The organism is Escherichia sp. HH26CH, from assembly GCF_009820205.1.
Lineage (GTDB): Bacteria > Pseudomonadota > Gammaproteobacteria > Enterobacterales > Enterobacteriaceae > Escherichia > Escherichia coli_F.
The window spans coordinates 14,468-30,620 of the sequence record NZ_VNXM01000029.1 but is presented as its reverse complement, the minus strand read 5'-3'; the positions used below and the strand labels follow the sequence as shown (position 1 = coordinate 30,620).

Sequence of the window (16,153 nt, the reverse complement as noted above, 5' to 3'; positions counted from 1 at the left end):
ACATTGGCGATAATTAAGAATATATTTATATTGATTTACGTATCAATAATAACCCACTGATACCCTTTATAAAAAAAGGCCGCCCGTCGGCAGCCCTTTTATATCAATGATGAAAATTACTCAACCGTTACCGATTTTGCCAGATTACGCGGCTGGTCAACATCAGTGCCTTTAATCAGCGCAACGTGATAAGCCAGTAACTGCAGCGGAACGGTGTAGAAGATCGGTGCAATAACCTCTTCCACATGCGGCATCTCGATGATGTGCATGTTATCACTGCTCACAAAACCAGCATCCTGATCGGCAAAGACATACAACTGACCGCCGCGCGCGCGAACTTCTTCAATGTTGGATTTCAGTTTTTCCAGCAGTTCGTTGTTCGGTGCGACGACGATAACCGGCATATCCGCGTCAATCAACGCCAGCGGACCGTGTTTCAGTTCGCCTGCTGCGTAGGCTTCCGCATGAATATAAGAGATCTCTTTCAGCTTCAATGCGCCTTCCAGCGCAATTGGATACTGATCGCCACGACCCAGGAACAGCGCGTGGTGTTTGTCAGAGAAATCTTCTGCCAGTGCTTCAATGCGTTTGTCCTGAGACAGCATCTGCTCAATACGGCTCGGCAGCGCCTGCAGACCATGCACGATGTCATGCTCAATGGAGGCATCGAGACCTTTCAGGCGAGACAGCTTCGCCACCAGCATCAACAGCACAGTTAACTGGGTGGTGAATGCTTTAGTAGACGCCACGCCAATTTCCGTACCCGCATTGGTCATCAGCGCCAAATCGGATTCACGTACCAGCGAAGAGCCAGGAACGTTACAGATTGCCAGCGATCCAAGGTAACCCAATTCTTTTGACAGACGCAGACCCGCCAGGGTATCCGCGGTTTCGCCAGACTGCGACAGAGTGATCATCAGGCTGTTACGACGCACGGCTGATTTGCGATAGCGGAATTCAGAGGCGATTTCAACATCGCACGGAATACCTGCCAGCGCTTCAAACCAGTAGCGGGAAACCATACCGGAGTTGTAAGAAGTACCACAGGCGAGGATCTGAATATGCTCAACCTTCGACAGCAGTTCGTCGGCGTTCGGTCCCAGCTCGCTCAAATCAACCTGACCGTGGCTGATGCGCCCGGTAAGGGTGTTTTTGATCGCGTTCGGCTGTTCGTAGATCTCTTTCTGCATGTAGTGGCGGTAAATACCTTTATCGCCCGCGTCATATTGCAGATTGGATTCGATATCCTGACGTTTCACTTCCGCGCCAGTTTTATCGAAGATGTTTACCGAACGGCGAGTGATTTCCGCAATATCGCCTTCTTCAAGGAAGATAAAGCGACGGGTCACTGGCAACAGCGCCAACTGGTCAGAAGCAATAAAGTTTTCGCCCATGCCCAGGCCAATCACCAGCGGGCTACCAGAACGAGCCGCCAGCAGGGTATCCGGGTGACGGGAGTCCATAATTACCGTACCGTACGCGCCGCGCAGTTGCGGAATAGCACGCAGAACAGCCTCACGCAGAGTACCGCCTTGTTTCAGTTCCCAGTTCACCAGGTGTGCAATCACTTCGGTGTCGGTTTCAGAAACGAAGGTATAGCCACGTGCTTTTAACGCTTCACGCAGCGGTTCATGGTTTTCGATGATGCCGTTATGCACCACCACAATGTGTTCAGAAACATGCGGATGCGCATTCACTTCTGAAGGTTCGCCGTGCGTCGCCCAGCGAGTGTGAGCAATCCCGGTGCCGCCATGCAGAGGATGTTCTTCCGCTGCCTGAGCCAGCATCTGGACTTTACCGAGGCGACGCAGACGGGTCATATGACCTTCTGCATCTACAACCGCCAGACCGGCAGAGTCATATCCACGGTATTCCAGACGACGTAAACCTTCAAGAAGGATTTCTGCTACATCACGTTGCGCGATCGCGCCAACAATTCCACACATAGTTTTTGATTCCGATTTATATCGTTGTCGGTCAACCTGTATGCCCGTTTTTCGGGCGCCCCGAGCCTTTGTAGAGAGTGGGGTTATTTTTATAGTTACTGCTTGTGGGCGGGAGATTATGTTATCTCCTCACCCCATATGGCCGGATTACCCAGCCAGAATTACTTTTTCTTTACCGGACGACGCCAGCCTTCTTTTTGCGACTGCGGCACACGGCTGATTGCCAGAGCATTTTCGCCAACATTACGCGTTACAGTTGTACCCGCAGCAATGGTTGCGCCTTTGCCTACCGTTACCGGGGCCACCAGCTGAGTATCGGATCCAACAAACACATCGTCGCCAATAATGGTTTTAAATTTATTGGCACCATCGTAGTTGCAGGTAATGGTTCCTGCGCCGATGTTGACGTTATCGCCAATTTCCGCATCCCCCAGGTAAGTCAGATGACCAGCTTTCGAGCCTTTACCCAGACGCGCTTTTTTCATCTCAACGAAGTTACCGACGTGTGCGCCTTCCAGCAACTCAGCACCAGGACGCAGACGGGCAAACGGGCCAATGGTACAGGCCGCTGCCAGATTCGCATCTTCCACAACGGTATACGGGCTAATTTCGCAATCATCGCCAATCACGCTGTTTTTAATCACGCAACCGGTGCCGATTTTCACGCGATTACCGAGAGTCACGTTGCCCTCGATGATAACGTTAGTATCAATTTCAACATCGCGCCCGTGAGTAAGCGTACCGCGCAGATCAAAACGCGCCGGATCGCGCAGCATAACGCCTGCTAACAGCAGTTTTTCAGCTTGTTCGGATTGATAAACACGCTCCAGACGCGAGAGTTGCAGGCGGTTATTCACGCCTTCTACTTCGCTTAAACGTTGCGGATGAACGGCAACGATTTCACGCCCTTCCTGATACGCCAGCGCAATAATGTCGGTGATGTAGTATTCGCCCTGCGCATTATTGTTGGTCAGTTTAGCCAGCCAGCGTTTCATATCTGCGCCGTTGGCGATCAGAATGCCGGTGTTGATCTCCTGAATCTGACGCTGCTCGTCGGTGGCATCTTTGTGCTCAACAATGCCGGTAACTTTGCCGTTTTCACGGGTGATACGTCCATAACCGGTCGGATCATCCAGTTTAACCGTCAGCAGACCAATGCCCCCCTGCGGTTTCGCATCACGCAGGCGCTGGAGTGTTTCAACAGAGATCAGCGGCACGTCGCCGTAGAGCATTAAAATGTCTTCGTCATCGGCAAAAAAAGGTGCGGCTTGCTGCATTGCATGGCCCGTACCCAGCTGTTCTGCCTGAAGCACCCAGTTCAGGTTATCGTCTTTCAACGCCTGTTTAAGCAGATCGCCGCCGTGACCGTACACCAGGTGAACGTGCGCTGCGCCTAATTCATTCGCAGCATCAATGACATGCTGAACCATCGCTTTCCCGGCAAGGGTATGCAGCACTTTCGGAAGATCGGAATACATGCGCGTGCCTTTACCTGCGGCAAGGATCACTACGCTCATAGCATTATTCAACATACGCGTCCTGACTGTAATTTGAGAACGAATTTAAACCGCTTCACCTTGAAAAAACTACATTTTTTTCATCGTGAAATGGACAGAGGATAAATTGTTCAATAACGGATTATCCCCGCTAACGAAAGTGCCATTTTCGACCATCGTCACGCCTTTTGTCTGCAGAAAATTAAGGCAGTACCTTCATTTAAGCGTCAGGTGGATGTTTTTGCTCTTATTTCGATCAATGAATAAACGGGAAAACCAGCGAATAATTTCGCTGGTTTATACAAGCAGGGTTAATCGCGGGACATGAAAATGCGCAGAACATACCAGAACATGGTAGCAATAGAGGCGAAGAGATGTAGCGCCGCACCTGCCGGACGATCGGTAGGATAATGATGAATAATATTAGACGTGTCGTACAGCACGAAGCCAGCACACAACAGCACCATTGCCGCCGAGAACCAGACGCCCAGTGAGAATCCCATAAAAATGCTCGCGATAATGGCACCGAAAGCGATAAAGCCCGCCATGGTTAAAAACGAACGCATGAAAGAGAAATCTTTTTTGGTCGTGAAGGCAGTGAATGTCAGACCACCCACAAGCAGTGCTGTGGTGATGCCCGCCGCGCCAATAATTGCTGGATTAATATACGCTGCCAGTGTCAGTAAAGGTGCAAAAATTAACGCTTCTGCCAGTACGTATATCCCCAGTCCAATCAGTTGGGTCTGATTAGACTCCACATTATCTGCCAGACGAGTCGCCAGCATGCTGACCAGAATAAAAGCACCCAGCACCACCAGCCAACCAAACTGACCACTGTTCATCAGCACCCTAAGCATCATTTTGCCAAGCCCACTAAAGATAAACAGCGCGCTGAGAATGATGAACCCGACAACTGCCCCAGCCAGATGCATATAAGCACGGCGGATAAAGGTGGCGCGATCGGTCATCACAACCGGTTGGACACCTTCAAAAGACGTTTTAAAAGACATAGATATGATCCCTCATATAATTATAGAAATAATAATAACAACAGGGACGATATCACTATGGAGAAAAGGTGACAATTAACGACTTGGCAAGACGCTAACTTTTTGATGAATAATATAATTTTTGTATCAATCAGCAAAATACATATAAAAAAGCCAGTCTGTTTCCAGACTGGCTTTTGAGCTTTTCAAGCCGGTGTTACATCGCTTTTTTGGTCAACTCGATAACGCGCAACTGCGCGATCGCTTTGGCCAGTTCCGCAGACGCCTGAGCGTAATCTACGTCGCCGTGAGAGCTGCTAATGTGCTCTTCAGCCTTACGTTTCGCTTCCATGGCTCGCGCTTCGTCGAGATCCTGGCCGCGAATTGCGGTGTCAGCCAGAACGGTCACGTTGCCAGGCTGCACTTCAAGAATGCCGCCAGACAGATAGATAAACTCTTCGTGACCGTGCTGTTTCACGATGCGAATCATACCAGGCTTAATGGCGGTGAGCAGCGGTGCGTGGCCCGGGTAAATGCCCAGTTCACCTTCGCTACCCGTTACCTGGATTTTCTCGACCAGACCAGAGAACATTTGTTGCTCTGCGCTGACGACGTCCAGGTGGTAAGTCATTGCCATATCACCCTCCGATTAAGGCGTTAAAGTTTTTTGGCTTTTTCCACTGCTTCTTCGATGGAACCGACCATGTAGAACGCCTGCTCCGGCAGGTGATCGTATTCGCCTTCCATGATGCCTTTAAAGCCACGGATGGTGTCTTTCAGGGAGACGTATTTACCCGGAGAACCGGTGAATACTTCTGCCACGAAGAACGGCTGGGACAGGAAGCGCTGGATCTTACGAGCGCGCGCTACCACCAGTTTGTCTTCTTCAGACAGTTCATCCATACCCAGGATGGCGATGATGTCTTTCAGTTCCTGATAACGTTGCAGGATGGACTGAACGCCACGCGCGGTGTCGTAGTGTTCCTGACCAACCACCAGCGGGTCCAGCTGACGGCTGGTAGAGTCCAGCGGGTCAACAGCCGGGTAGATACCCAGAGACGCGATCTGACGGCTCAGTACCACGGTTGCGTCAAGGTGCGCAAAGGTGGTTGCCGGAGACGGGTCAGTCAAGTCATCCGCAGGTACGTATACCGCCTGTACGGAGGTGATAGAACCAGTTTTGGTGGAGGTGATACGTTCCTGAAGAACGCCCATCTCTTCCGCCAGAGTCGGCTGATAACCTACCGCTGAAGGCATACGACCCAGCAGTGCGGATACTTCCGTACCGGCCAGGGTGTAACGATAGATGTTGTCAACGAACAGCAGAACGTCACGACCTTCGTCACGGAATTTCTCAGCCATGGTCAGGCCGGTCAGTGCAACGCGCAGACGGTTTCCCGGCGGCTCGTTCATCTGGCCATATACCAGGGATACTTTGTCGATAACGTTGGAGTCGGTCATTTCGTGGTAGAAGTCGTTACCCTCACGAGTACGTTCACCTACGCCCGCAAACACAGAGTAACCGGAGTGCTCGATCGCGATGTTACGAATAAGCTCCATCATGTTTACGGTTTTACCTACACCCGCACCACCGAACAGACCGACTTTACCGCCCTTAGCGAACGGACACATCAGGTCGATAACTTTGATACCGGTTTCCAGCAGTTCCTGAGAGTTTGACAGCTCTTCGTAGGAAGGTGCTGCGCGGTGAATCGCCCAACGCTCTTCTTCACCGATCTCGCCTTTCATGTCGACCGGTTCACCCAGTACGTTCATGATACGGCCCAGAGTCGCTTTACCTACCGGGACTTCGATCGGGTGTTCGAGGTCTTTTACATCCAGACCGCGACGCAGACCGTCGGAGGAACCCATTGCGATGGTACGCACGATACCGCCGCCGAGCTGCTGCTGAACTTCCAGCACCAGACGCTCATTACCATTTTGCACCTCAAGAGCATCGTACACGCGCGGTACGGCATCCTGAGGGAATTCGACGTCAACTACGGCGCCGATTACCTGGACAATCTTTCCAGTAGCCATCTTAAATCCTCTACGAAATAACCTGTTTAAACCGCGGCGGCCCCCGAGACGATCTCGGTGAGTTCCTGAGTAATGCTGGCCTGACGAGCTTTGTTGTATACCAACTGCAGCTCTTTAATCAGGCTGCCGCCATTGTCGGTCGCGGCTTTCATCGCCACCATACGGGCGGCCTGCTCGCTGGCCAGGTTTTCAACCACGCCCTGATAAACCTGAGATTCGACATAACGACGCAGCAGGGTATCCAGCAACGCCTTCGGATCGGGTTCGTACAGGTAATCCCAGGATTTATGTTTCAGATCATCATCATCTGATGCCGGTAACGGCAGCAGCTGGCTGATGGTCGGAACCTGAGACATGGTGTTAATAAATTTGTTGCTGACAATGTAAAGCTTGTCCAGACGGCCTTCGTCGTAGGCCTGCAACATCACTTTTACCGGACCAATCAGTTCGGACAGGGAAGGGTTATCCCCCATGCCGGTGACCTGGGCAACAACATTGCCGCCCACGGAGTTGAAGAACGACACGCCTTTCGAGCCGATCATTGCGAGGTCGCATTGAACGCCTTTGTCGGTCCAGGTCTTCATTTCCGCCAGCAGTTTTTTGAACAGGTTAATGTTCAAACCACCGCACAAACCACGGTCGGTCGACACCACCAGGTAGCCTACGCGTTTAACGTCGCGGTCTTCCAGGTATGGGTGCTTATATTCCAGATTACCGTGTGCAAGGTGACCAATCACTTTGCGCATGGTTTCTGCATAAGGACGGCTGGCCGCCATGCGATCCTGCGATTTACGCATTTTGGAAGCGGCGACCATCTCCATCGCTTTAGTGATCTTTTGCGTGTTCTGGACGCTTGCGATCTTACTACGTATCTCTTTTGCGCCGGCCATGAGCTTCTCCTCAATGCCTTGCGGCCTGCCCTAAGGCAAGCCGCCAGACGTTACCAGGATTGGGTTGCTTTGAAGGAATCGAGGATGCCTTTCAGCTTGCCTTCGATTTCGTCGTTGTAGCCACCGGTCTGGTTGATCTCTTGCATCAACGGAGCGTGATCACGGTCGACGTAAGCCAGCAGAGCGGCTTCGAAGCTGCCGATTTTCGACAGTTCAACATCCGCCAGGTAACCACGTTCTGCTGCGAACAGAACCAGAGACTGTTGCGCTACGGACATCGGCGCATACTGTTTCTGTTTCAGCAGTTCGGTCACTTTCTGACCGTGGTCAAGCTGCTTACGTGTTGCATCGTCAAGGTCGGATGCAAACTGAGAGAACGCTGCCAGTTCACGATACTGTGCCAGAGCGGTACGGATACCACCGGACAGTTTTTTCATGATCTTGGTCTGTGCTGCACCACCAACACGGGATACGGAAATACCCGGGTTAACCGCAGGACGAATACCGGCGTTGAACAGGTTGGTTTCCAGGAAGATCTGACCATCGGTAATGGAGATTACGTTAGTCGGAACGAACGCAGAAACGTCACCCGCCTGAGTTTCGATAATCGGCAGCGCGGTCAGAGAACCGGTTTTCCCTTTCACTTCACCTTTGGTGAAGGCTTCAACGTATTCGGCGTTAACACGCGCAGCACGCTCCAGCAGACGAGAGTGGAGGTAGAATACGTCGCCCGGGAATGCTTCACGTCCTGGCGGACGACGGAGCAGCAGGGAGATCTGACGGTAAGCAACAGCCTGTTTAGACAGGTCATCGTAAATGATCAGCGCATCTTCACCGCGGTCACGGAAGTATTCGCCCATTGCGCAACCGGCATACGGCGCCAGGTATTGCAGTGCAGCGGATTCAGACGCGGTTGCTACCACAACGATGGTGTTAGCCAGTGCGCCGTGCTCTTCCAGTTTACGTACCACGTTAGAAATAGTGGACGCTTTCTGGCCGATAGCGACATAGATACATTTGATACCGGAATCGCGCTGGTTAATGATGGCATCGATTGCCAGTGCGGTTTTACCGGTCTGACGGTCACCGATGATCAATTCACGCTGACCACGACCGATTGGGATCATGGAGTCAACGGCTTTATAACCGGTCTGTACCGGCTGATCTACGGACTGACGTTCGATAACGCCCGGGGCGATAGCTTCTACAGCAGAGAAGCCGTCGTGATCCAGCGGACCTTTACCGTCGATTGGTGCACCCAGAGTGTTAACCACACGGCCCAGCAGGCCACGGCCAACCGGAACTTCCAGGATACGGCCAGTACACTTAACTTTCATGCCTTCGGCAAGGTCAGCGTACGGACCCATAACAACCGCACCTACAGAGTCACGCTCGAGGTTCAGTGCGATAGCGTAACGGTTACCCGGCAGGGAGATCATTTCACCCTGCATACAATCGGCCAGGCCGTGGATGCGGATAACACCGTCACTTACAGAAACAATAGTACCTTCGTTGTGAGCTTCACTCACAACATTGAACTGAGCAATGCGCTGCTTGATCAGTTCGCTGATTTCGGTGGAATTCAGTTGCATGCTCCAGTCCCCTTAAGACTGCAAGACGTCTGCAAGGCGCTCAAGACGACCGCGTACGCTGCCATCAATGACCATATCACCCGCTCGGATGATAACGCCTGCCATTACAGACTTATCGATTTTGCAATTCAGCTTAACTTTGCGTGACAGACGTTTTTCCATCGCAGCAGAAATTTTCGCGAGCTGTTGTTCACTCAACGCGGCAGCGGAAATGACGTCTACCTCAGCGGTAGCCTCACTCACAGCACGCAGGTGAATAAACTGCTCCAGAACATCCGGGAGCGCATTAAGACGACCATTTTCAGCCATAACCCGAATCAGGTTCTGACCGTTTTCGTCCAGTTGCTCACCACAAACTGCGATAAACGACTCGGCGAGCGTTTCTGGCGCAAGCGCGCCAGAGAGAAGCTCTGCCATTTGTTCGTTTTTGGTTACCTCGGCGGCAAACGCCAGCATGTCCTGCCAGCGTTCTACACTTTGGTGTTCGACGGCAAAGTCAAAAGCTGCTTTGGCGTAGGGGCGAGCTACCGTAATAAATTCAGACATCAGCCCCTCCCTCCTTACAGTTCAGCGACAAGTTTATCCACGATGTCGCTGTTAGCAGCTTCATCCACGGAACGTTCGATGATCTTCTCGGCGCCAGCAACAGCCAGGATAGCAACTTGCTTACGCAGCTCTTCACGGGCACGTTTACGCTCGGCTTCAATTTCCGCCTGCGCCTGGGCCACGATTTTAGTACGTTCCTGCTCTGCTTCAGCTTTAGCTTCGTCCAGAATCTGCGAGCGGCGTTTGTTCGCCTGCTCGATGATTACCTGGGCTTCCGCTTTCGCTTTTTTCAGCTGGTCGGTCGCGCTGGCCTTTGCAAGGTCAAGGTCCTTATGTGCTCGTTCTGCGGAAGCAAGGCCGTCAGCAATTTCTTTTTGACGTTTTTCGATGGCTGCCATTAATGGCGGCCATACGTACTTCATGCAGAACAGAACGAACAGGACAAACGCGATGGCCTGGCCGAGGATTGTTGCGTTAAGATTCACAGCACAATGCCTCTATTTAGTTAACGTTCTGATATTGCTCTTTAAATAAAAGCAACGCTTACTACGCGACAGCGAACATCACGTACAGACCCAGACCTACAGCGATCATCGGGATAGCATCCACCAGACCCATAACGATAAAGAACTGAGTACGCAGCAGAGGAATCAGATCAGGTTGACGCGCTGCGCCTTCCAGGAATTTACCCCCGAGGATGCCGATACCGATCGCAGCACCGATTGCCGCCAGACCCATCATCACAGCGGCAGCCATGTACAGCAGATCCATATTCAGGTTTTCCATGACAGTCTCCAGTTTGTTTCAGTTAAAACGTAGTAGTGTTGGTAAATTAATGTTCTTCAGACGCCATCGACAGATAGACGATCGTCAGAACCATGAAGATGAAGGCTTGCAGCGTAATGATCAGGATGTGGAAAATGGCCCACGGCACATTCAGGATCCACTGTGACCACCACGGCAACAGACCAGCAATCAGAATGAAAATCAGCTCACCGGCATACATGTTACCGAACAGTCGCAAACCGAGTGAAACTGGTTTGGACAGCAGGCTTACCCCTTCAAGGATTAAGTTGACAGGAATGAACGCCCAGTGATTGAACGGCTGCAGCGTCAACTCTTTCGTGAAGCCGCCGATGCCTTTCATTTTGATGCTGTAGAACAGAATCAGGATAAATACGCCCAGTGCCATAGACAGCGTTACGTTCACGTCCGCAGACGGAACCACACGCAGTGCCGGCAGACCCAGTACATGTTCAGCGATGTACGGCAGCAGGTCGATAGGCAGTAAGTCCATCAAGTTCATCAGGAATACCCAGACGAAAATCGTCAGGGCCAGCGGAGCAATCAGCTTGCTCTTGCCATGGTACATGTCTTTCACGCTACCATTAACAAAGCCGATCACCAGCTCAATCGCGGTCTGAAACTTACCTGGCACGCCGCTGGTCGCCTTTTTGGCTACACTACGGAATAAAACCAGGAACAACAGACCCAGCACCACCGAGAAGAACATGGAGTCAATATTGATTGTCCAGAAGGTGGCTGGGGGGTTATGCGGATCCACCAGCGAGAATGTACGCAGGTCCAGCTGAAGGTTATTCAGGTGGTGTCCTATGTAATCCTGCGGCGTCATATTTTCTGAAGCCATGATGCCTTTTACCCTTTGTTGTTAATTACAGCCGGTGCCAGTATCTGAACCACCAGCACCAAAACCCACGTAACGATCAGCGGCAAGAATACCGCCTTTAAAACCGCCAACGCCACCACCAGTAACACCAACATCGCCAGAACTTTAAAAGCTTCGCCAAATGCGAATGTCCAGGCCACCCGGCCTTTCGCTGGTGTATGTGCCTGGTGACGCCAGGCAAATATCATAAACAAAACGTTAGGCAGAAAGACTGCCAGGCCTCCACTTAATGCAGAGACGCCCCAGAAGGGGTCTTTGAGGCTGAACAGCAATCCACTTGCTATCACCACCAGTAACTGAACGAGCAGAAGCTTCCGAGCAACGTTTCGACTCACGAGCGACACAGACATCACGTTTTTCACTCCTGCTCCCTTCGAGGTATGCCGCGTGTCGTATAAAACTTTCTTTAAGGCTTAGAGTCAAGCATCAAAAAGCGGTCAAATTATACGGTGCGCCCCCGTGATTTCAAACAATAAGTAGCCAAAAGGTGAATAAATGTTTAAATATTTTTCCAGTGCATACAATTGCGACTTTTCTGCTAACGCTGTTCGATCATGAAAAACTGTAAATAACGCGTAAACACTGGCGATAAAGCGTGCTTCAGATCACATATTGAGCATGTTCGCGCAGAGCATATTTATTTACTTGGCAAATGATGCCTTTGCAAGTTTATGATATTTCAGTCTAAAAACAGATACTGTTTTAATAAATGACATTTACACAACAAAAACCACCCATTGACATTTTTAATAATGTTTTAACAGGCAATGATGATTCTTAGCGCCGATTTTTAGCAGACTGATATTTTCACTTATGACTTATTTTCTGCTTACCAAAAAAAGCCACGTTACTTTGTTGATGCAAAAGAGTGAACGTGGCGTTAAATGTAACCAGTTATATCAGTAGAAAACCTGGTTGTTGTTAACAGTCTAACAGGTCAATTTTTTATGATTTTTTTGATAAAAATTAAATTTTATTTGCTTTAATCACCACCAGATGACGTTCGCCATCCAGGGCCGGAACGTGAAGTTTAACCACTGATTCGACCTGATATTCTTCGGGCAACAAAGCGATTTCATCTTCCGGTATTTGGCCTTTCAGCGCGTAGAAACGACCTTGCTCACCAGGAAGATGGTGGCACCAGCTCACCATATCGTTCAAAGAGGCAAAGGCGCGGCTAATTACGCCATCAAATGGCGGCTCAGAAGGAAACTCTTCTACCCTGCTCTGTACTGGCTCAATATTCTCCAGTTTAAGCTCATGTTGCACCTGACGAAGGAAACGCACGCGTTTACCAAGGCTATCCAACAACGTGAAATGGGCTTCAGGACGCACGATAGAGAGTGGAATGCCAGGCAGTCCTGGTCCGGTGCCGACATCGATAAACCGTTCACCTTGCAGATACGGTGCCACCACAATGCTATCGAGAATATGGCGTACCAGCATCTCATTAGGATCGCGGACCGAAGTCAGGTTGTACGCTTTATTCCATTTATGCAGCATATTCACGTAGGCAATTAGCTGGTTTTTCTGGTGATCGGTAAGCGAAATTCCTGCGTCTTTCAGCAGAGAGGAGAGTTTGTTGAGCACGGTGATTACCTGTTCTTGATGCGTAGCCCGGTAAGCGGGTGCTTACCAGGCATTTTTAATGCGTTATGCGCTACGACGCAGCATACCCTGTTTTTTTAGCCACACCAGTAGAATGGAGATGGCAGCAGGCGTGACGCCAGAAATACGCGAAGCCTGACCGATAGAAGCCGGTTTGTGATCGTTAAGTTTGGCGATCACTTCGTTAGAAAGACCGGATACCTGGCGGTAATCCAGCGTCGCTGGCAGCAAGGTATTCTCGTTACGCTGCTGCTTTTCGATCTCATCTTGCTGGCGCGCAATATAACCTTCGTATTTAACCTGAATCTCAACCTGTTCCGCCGCCTGTTCGTCTGTCAACGCAGGGGCAAACGGCGTCAGCATGGTTAATTTTTCATAAGTCATTTCCGGACGACGCAGCAGATCTTCACCACTGGCTTCACGGGAAAGCGGCGCAGTCAGGTGAGCATTCACTTCGGCTGCAGCTTCCGCCGACGGGGTTACCCATGTCGATTTCAGACGCTGACGCTCACGCTCGATGTTCTCAAGCTTCTCGTTAAAGCGCGCCCAACGTTCGTCATCCACCAGGCCCAGTTCACGACCGATTTCAGTCAAACGCAGATCCGCATTATCTTCGCGTAGCATCAGGCGATATTCTGCACGCGAGGTAAACATACGGTACGGCTCTTTGGTTCCTAAAGTGCACAGGTCATCAACCAGTACGCCGAGATACGCCTGAGAACGCGCCGGAGCCCAACCTTCTTTGTCAGCAGACAGACGGGCAGCGTTAAGACCGGCCAGCAAACCTTGCGCAGCGGCTTCTTCGTAACCGGTAGTGCCGTTAATCTGACCAGCAAAGAACAGCCCCTGGATAAACTTGCTCTCCAGCGTCGGTTTCAGGTCGCGTGGATCGAAGAAGTCATACTCAATGGCATAACCCGGACGCACGATCTTCGCGTTTTCCATCCCCTGCATGGAGCGGACGATTTGCATCTGCACATCGAACGGCAGGCTGGTGGAGATACCGTTCGGATAAATTTCGTTAGAGGTCAGCCCTTCCGGTTCAAGGAAGATCTGATGCTGATTTCTGTCGGCGAAGCGCATGACTTTGTCTTCGATCGACGGGCAGTAGCGTGGGCCGACACCTTCGATCACCCCTGCGTACATTGGGCTACGATCGAGGTTACTGCGGATCACATCATGGGTTTTCTCGTTGGTATGAGTGATATAACACGGCACCTGCTGTGGATGCTGGGACGCATTGCCCATAAACGAGAATACCGGCATTGGGTTATCGCCATGCTGTTGCGCCAGCACGCTGAAGTCGATAGTACGCGCATCAATACGCGGCGGTGTCCCGGTTTTCAGACGACCAACGCGCAGCGGCAGTTCACGCAAACGGCGAGAGAGCGGAATGGACGGCGGATCACCAGCACGGCCACCGCTGTAGTTATCCAGACCGATATGAATTTTACCGTCGAGGAACGTCCCAACGGTGAGCACGACGGCTTTGGCACGGAACTTCAGTCCCATTTGGGTAACAGCACCGACCACGCGATCGTTTTCGACAATAAGATCTTCAACCGCCTGCTGGAAGATCATCAGATTCGGTTGGTTCTCCAGCGCCGTACGTACCGCCTGACGGTAGAGCACACGATCCGCCTGAGCTCGGGTAGCGCGAACTGCCGGTCCCTTGCTTGCGTTTAGTATCCTAAACTGGATACCCGCCTGATCGATCGCTTTAGCCATCAGGCCGCCGAGTGCATCCACTTCTTTTACCAGATGTCCCTTCCCAATACCGCCGATCGCCGGGTTGCAGCTCATCTGCCCCAGAGTGTCGATATTGTGTGTCAAAAGCAGAGTCTGTTGACCCATACGCGCCGCGGCCATCGCGGCCTCGGTGCCTGCATGACCCCCGCCAATGATGATGACGTCAAAAGGATCCGGATAAAACATGGTGATTGCCTCGCATAACGCGGTATGAAAATGGATTGAAGCCCGGGCCGTGGATTCTACTCAACTTTGTCGGCTTGAGAAAGACCTGGGATCCTGGGTATTAAAAAGAAGATCTATTTATTTAGAGATCTGTTCTATTGTGATCTCTTATTAGGATCGCACTTCCCTGTGGATAACAAGGATCCGGCGTTTAAGATCAACAACCTGGCAAGGATCATTAGCTGTGAATGATCGGTGATCCTGGTCCGTATAAGCTGGGATCAGAATGAAGGGTTATACACAACTCAAAAACTGAACAACCGTTGTTCTTTGGATAACTACCGGTTGATCCAAGCTTCCTGACAGAGTTATCCACAACAGATCGCACGATCTGTATACTTATTTGAGTAAATTAATCCACGATCCCAGCCATTCTTCTGCCGGATCTTCCGGAATGTCGTGATCAAGGATGTTGATCTTCAGTGTTTCGCCTATCTGTTTTGCACCGGAATTTTTGAGTTCTGCCTCGAGTTTATCGATAGCCCCACAAAAGGTGTCATATTCACGACTGCCAATACCGATAGCGCCAAAGCGGACCGCAGAAAGATCGGGCTTCTGTTCCTGCAATGCTTCATAGAAAGGAGAAAGGTTGTCCGGAATGTCTCCGGCACCGTGGGTTGAGCTGATAACCAGCCAGATCCCCGAGGCAGATAAATCTTCCAACAGCGGACCGTGCAGCGTTTCGGTGGTAAAACCCGCCTCTTCCAGCTTTTCAGCCAAGTGTTCTGCCACATATTCGGCACCGCCGAGGGTGCTGCCGCTGATAAGAGTGATATCTGCCATAAACCGCCACCTTTATTAAGAGTGGCGTATTGTACGCTGTGAACGCGTTGGGATCTACCTGTGGAAAAGTATGGGATTAAAAAAGCTGATCATGGCTTAATGGTACGCATGATCGGGTTTTGCAGGACGATCAGTGTCTCGGTGGACTGAATTTCATCAATTGTTTGGATCTTGTTGATAAGTACATGCTGGAGAGCATCGATCGAACGGCACATCACTTTGATAAAGATGCTGTAGTGGCCAGTTGTGTAATAGGCTTCAGTGACTTCATCGAGGCTTTCCAGCTTTGCCAGCGCGGAAGGATAGTCTTTGGCGCTCTTTAATATAATGCCGATAAAGCAGCCTACGTCATAACCGAGCTGCTTCGGGCTGACATCAATACGTGCCCCGGTAATGATCCCCGCCTGCTTCATTTTCTCTACACGAACGTGAATCGTCCCCGGACTGACGCCAAATTGTTTCGCCAGTTCGGCGTAAGCGGTACGCGCATTACCCATTAATGCTTCCAGGATGCCGCGGTCCAGATTGTCGATCAGATAATTTTCCATAGGATTTTCTTATGCAGATTGAAGAATCACTCTATTTTAGCCTTCTTTTTTAAT

The 16,153-nt window shown here is 50.9% G+C and carries 16 protein-coding genes; all 16 read right to left on the bottom strand.

The window, feature by feature from the left end:
* Positions 1-116: 116 nt before the first annotated feature.
* Entirely contained in the window at positions 117-1,946 is a 1,830-nt protein-coding gene (glmS, locus tag FQ015_RS10270) for a glutamine--fructose-6-phosphate transaminase (isomerizing) (protein ID WP_000334093.1), read from the bottom strand.
* A 161-nt stretch (positions 1,947-2,107) separates the two neighbouring features.
* Entirely contained in the window at positions 2,108-3,478 is a 1,371-nt protein-coding gene (glmU, locus tag FQ015_RS10265; RefSeq protein ID WP_000933745.1) for a bifunctional UDP-N-acetylglucosamine diphosphorylase/glucosamine-1-phosphate N-acetyltransferase GlmU, read from the bottom strand.
* 275 nt (positions 3,479-3,753) lie between these two features.
* Positions 3,754-4,452 carry a Bax inhibitor-1/YccA family protein gene (locus FQ015_RS10260; protein WP_000008757.1) on the bottom strand — a complete coding sequence of 233 codons (699 nt, stop codon included), beginning with the start codon at positions 4,450-4,452 and terminating at the stop codon, positions 3,754-3,756.
* Positions 4,453-4,648: 196 nt separating this feature from the next.
* Positions 4,649-5,068 carry a F0F1 ATP synthase subunit epsilon gene (locus tag FQ015_RS10255; protein ID WP_001251965.1) on the bottom strand — a complete coding sequence of 140 codons (420 nt, stop codon included), beginning with the start codon at positions 5,066-5,068 and terminating at the stop codon, positions 4,649-4,651.
* A gap of 20 nt (positions 5,069-5,088) precedes the next feature.
* Positions 5,089-6,471, bottom strand: a complete 1,383-nt coding sequence (atpD, locus tag FQ015_RS10250; protein WP_000190506.1) for a F0F1 ATP synthase subunit beta — start codon at positions 6,469-6,471, stop codon at positions 5,089-5,091.
* A 26-nt stretch (positions 6,472-6,497) separates the two neighbouring features.
* Positions 6,498-7,361, bottom strand: coding sequence for a F0F1 ATP synthase subunit gamma (gene atpG / locus FQ015_RS10245; RefSeq protein ID WP_000896498.1), 864 nt, complete (start codon positions 7,359-7,361; stop codon positions 6,498-6,500).
* A gap of 50 nt (positions 7,362-7,411) precedes the next feature.
* On the bottom strand, positions 7,412-8,953 hold the full coding sequence (atpA, locus tag FQ015_RS10240; RefSeq protein ID WP_001176745.1) for a F0F1 ATP synthase subunit alpha: 1,542 nt from the start codon (positions 8,951-8,953) through the stop codon (positions 7,412-7,414).
* A 12-nt stretch (positions 8,954-8,965) separates the two neighbouring features.
* Positions 8,966-9,499, bottom strand: a complete 534-nt coding sequence (gene atpH / locus FQ015_RS10235) for a F0F1 ATP synthase subunit delta (protein WP_001288587.1) — start codon at positions 9,497-9,499, stop codon at positions 8,966-8,968.
* Positions 9,500-9,513: 14 nt separating this feature from the next.
* Positions 9,514-9,984 carry a F0F1 ATP synthase subunit B gene (atpF, locus tag FQ015_RS10230; protein ID WP_001052219.1) on the bottom strand — a complete coding sequence of 157 codons (471 nt, stop codon included), beginning with the start codon at positions 9,982-9,984 and terminating at the stop codon, positions 9,514-9,516.
* 61 nt (positions 9,985-10,045) lie between these two features.
* On the bottom strand, positions 10,046-10,285 hold the full coding sequence (gene atpE, locus FQ015_RS10225; RefSeq protein WP_000429386.1) for a F0F1 ATP synthase subunit C: 240 nt from the start codon (positions 10,283-10,285) through the stop codon (positions 10,046-10,048).
* Positions 10,286-10,331: 46 nt separating this feature from the next.
* The gene (gene atpB / locus FQ015_RS10220) at positions 10,332-11,147 is read right to left on the bottom strand and encodes a F0F1 ATP synthase subunit A (RefSeq protein ID WP_000135618.1); all 816 of its coding nucleotides are present in this window, start codon (positions 11,145-11,147) and stop codon (positions 10,332-10,334) included.
* Between the two features lie 8 nt (positions 11,148-11,155).
* Positions 11,156-11,536 (bottom strand): F0F1 ATP synthase subunit I, encoded by a 381-nt coding sequence (gene atpI / locus FQ015_RS10215; protein ID WP_000116699.1) that lies wholly within the window; start codon positions 11,534-11,536, stop codon positions 11,156-11,158.
* A gap of 616 nt (positions 11,537-12,152) precedes the next feature.
* On the bottom strand, positions 12,153-12,776 hold the full coding sequence (gene rsmG / locus FQ015_RS10210) for a 16S rRNA (guanine(527)-N(7))-methyltransferase RsmG (RefSeq protein WP_000932856.1): 624 nt from the start codon (positions 12,774-12,776) through the stop codon (positions 12,153-12,155).
* Between the two features lie 63 nt (positions 12,777-12,839).
* Positions 12,840-14,729 carry a tRNA uridine-5-carboxymethylaminomethyl(34) synthesis enzyme MnmG gene (gene mnmG / locus FQ015_RS10205; protein ID WP_000499784.1) on the bottom strand — a complete coding sequence of 630 codons (1,890 nt, stop codon included), beginning with the start codon at positions 14,727-14,729 and terminating at the stop codon, positions 12,840-12,842.
* Between the two features lie 378 nt (positions 14,730-15,107).
* Positions 15,108-15,551, bottom strand: a complete 444-nt coding sequence (gene mioC, locus FQ015_RS10200) for an FMN-binding protein MioC (RefSeq protein ID WP_130206832.1) — start codon at positions 15,549-15,551, stop codon at positions 15,108-15,110.
* 89 nt (positions 15,552-15,640) lie between these two features.
* The gene (gene asnC / locus FQ015_RS10195; protein WP_000432970.1) at positions 15,641-16,099 is read right to left on the bottom strand and encodes a transcriptional regulator AsnC; all 459 of its coding nucleotides are present in this window, start codon (positions 16,097-16,099) and stop codon (positions 15,641-15,643) included.
* Positions 16,100-16,153: the final 54 nt, after the last annotated feature.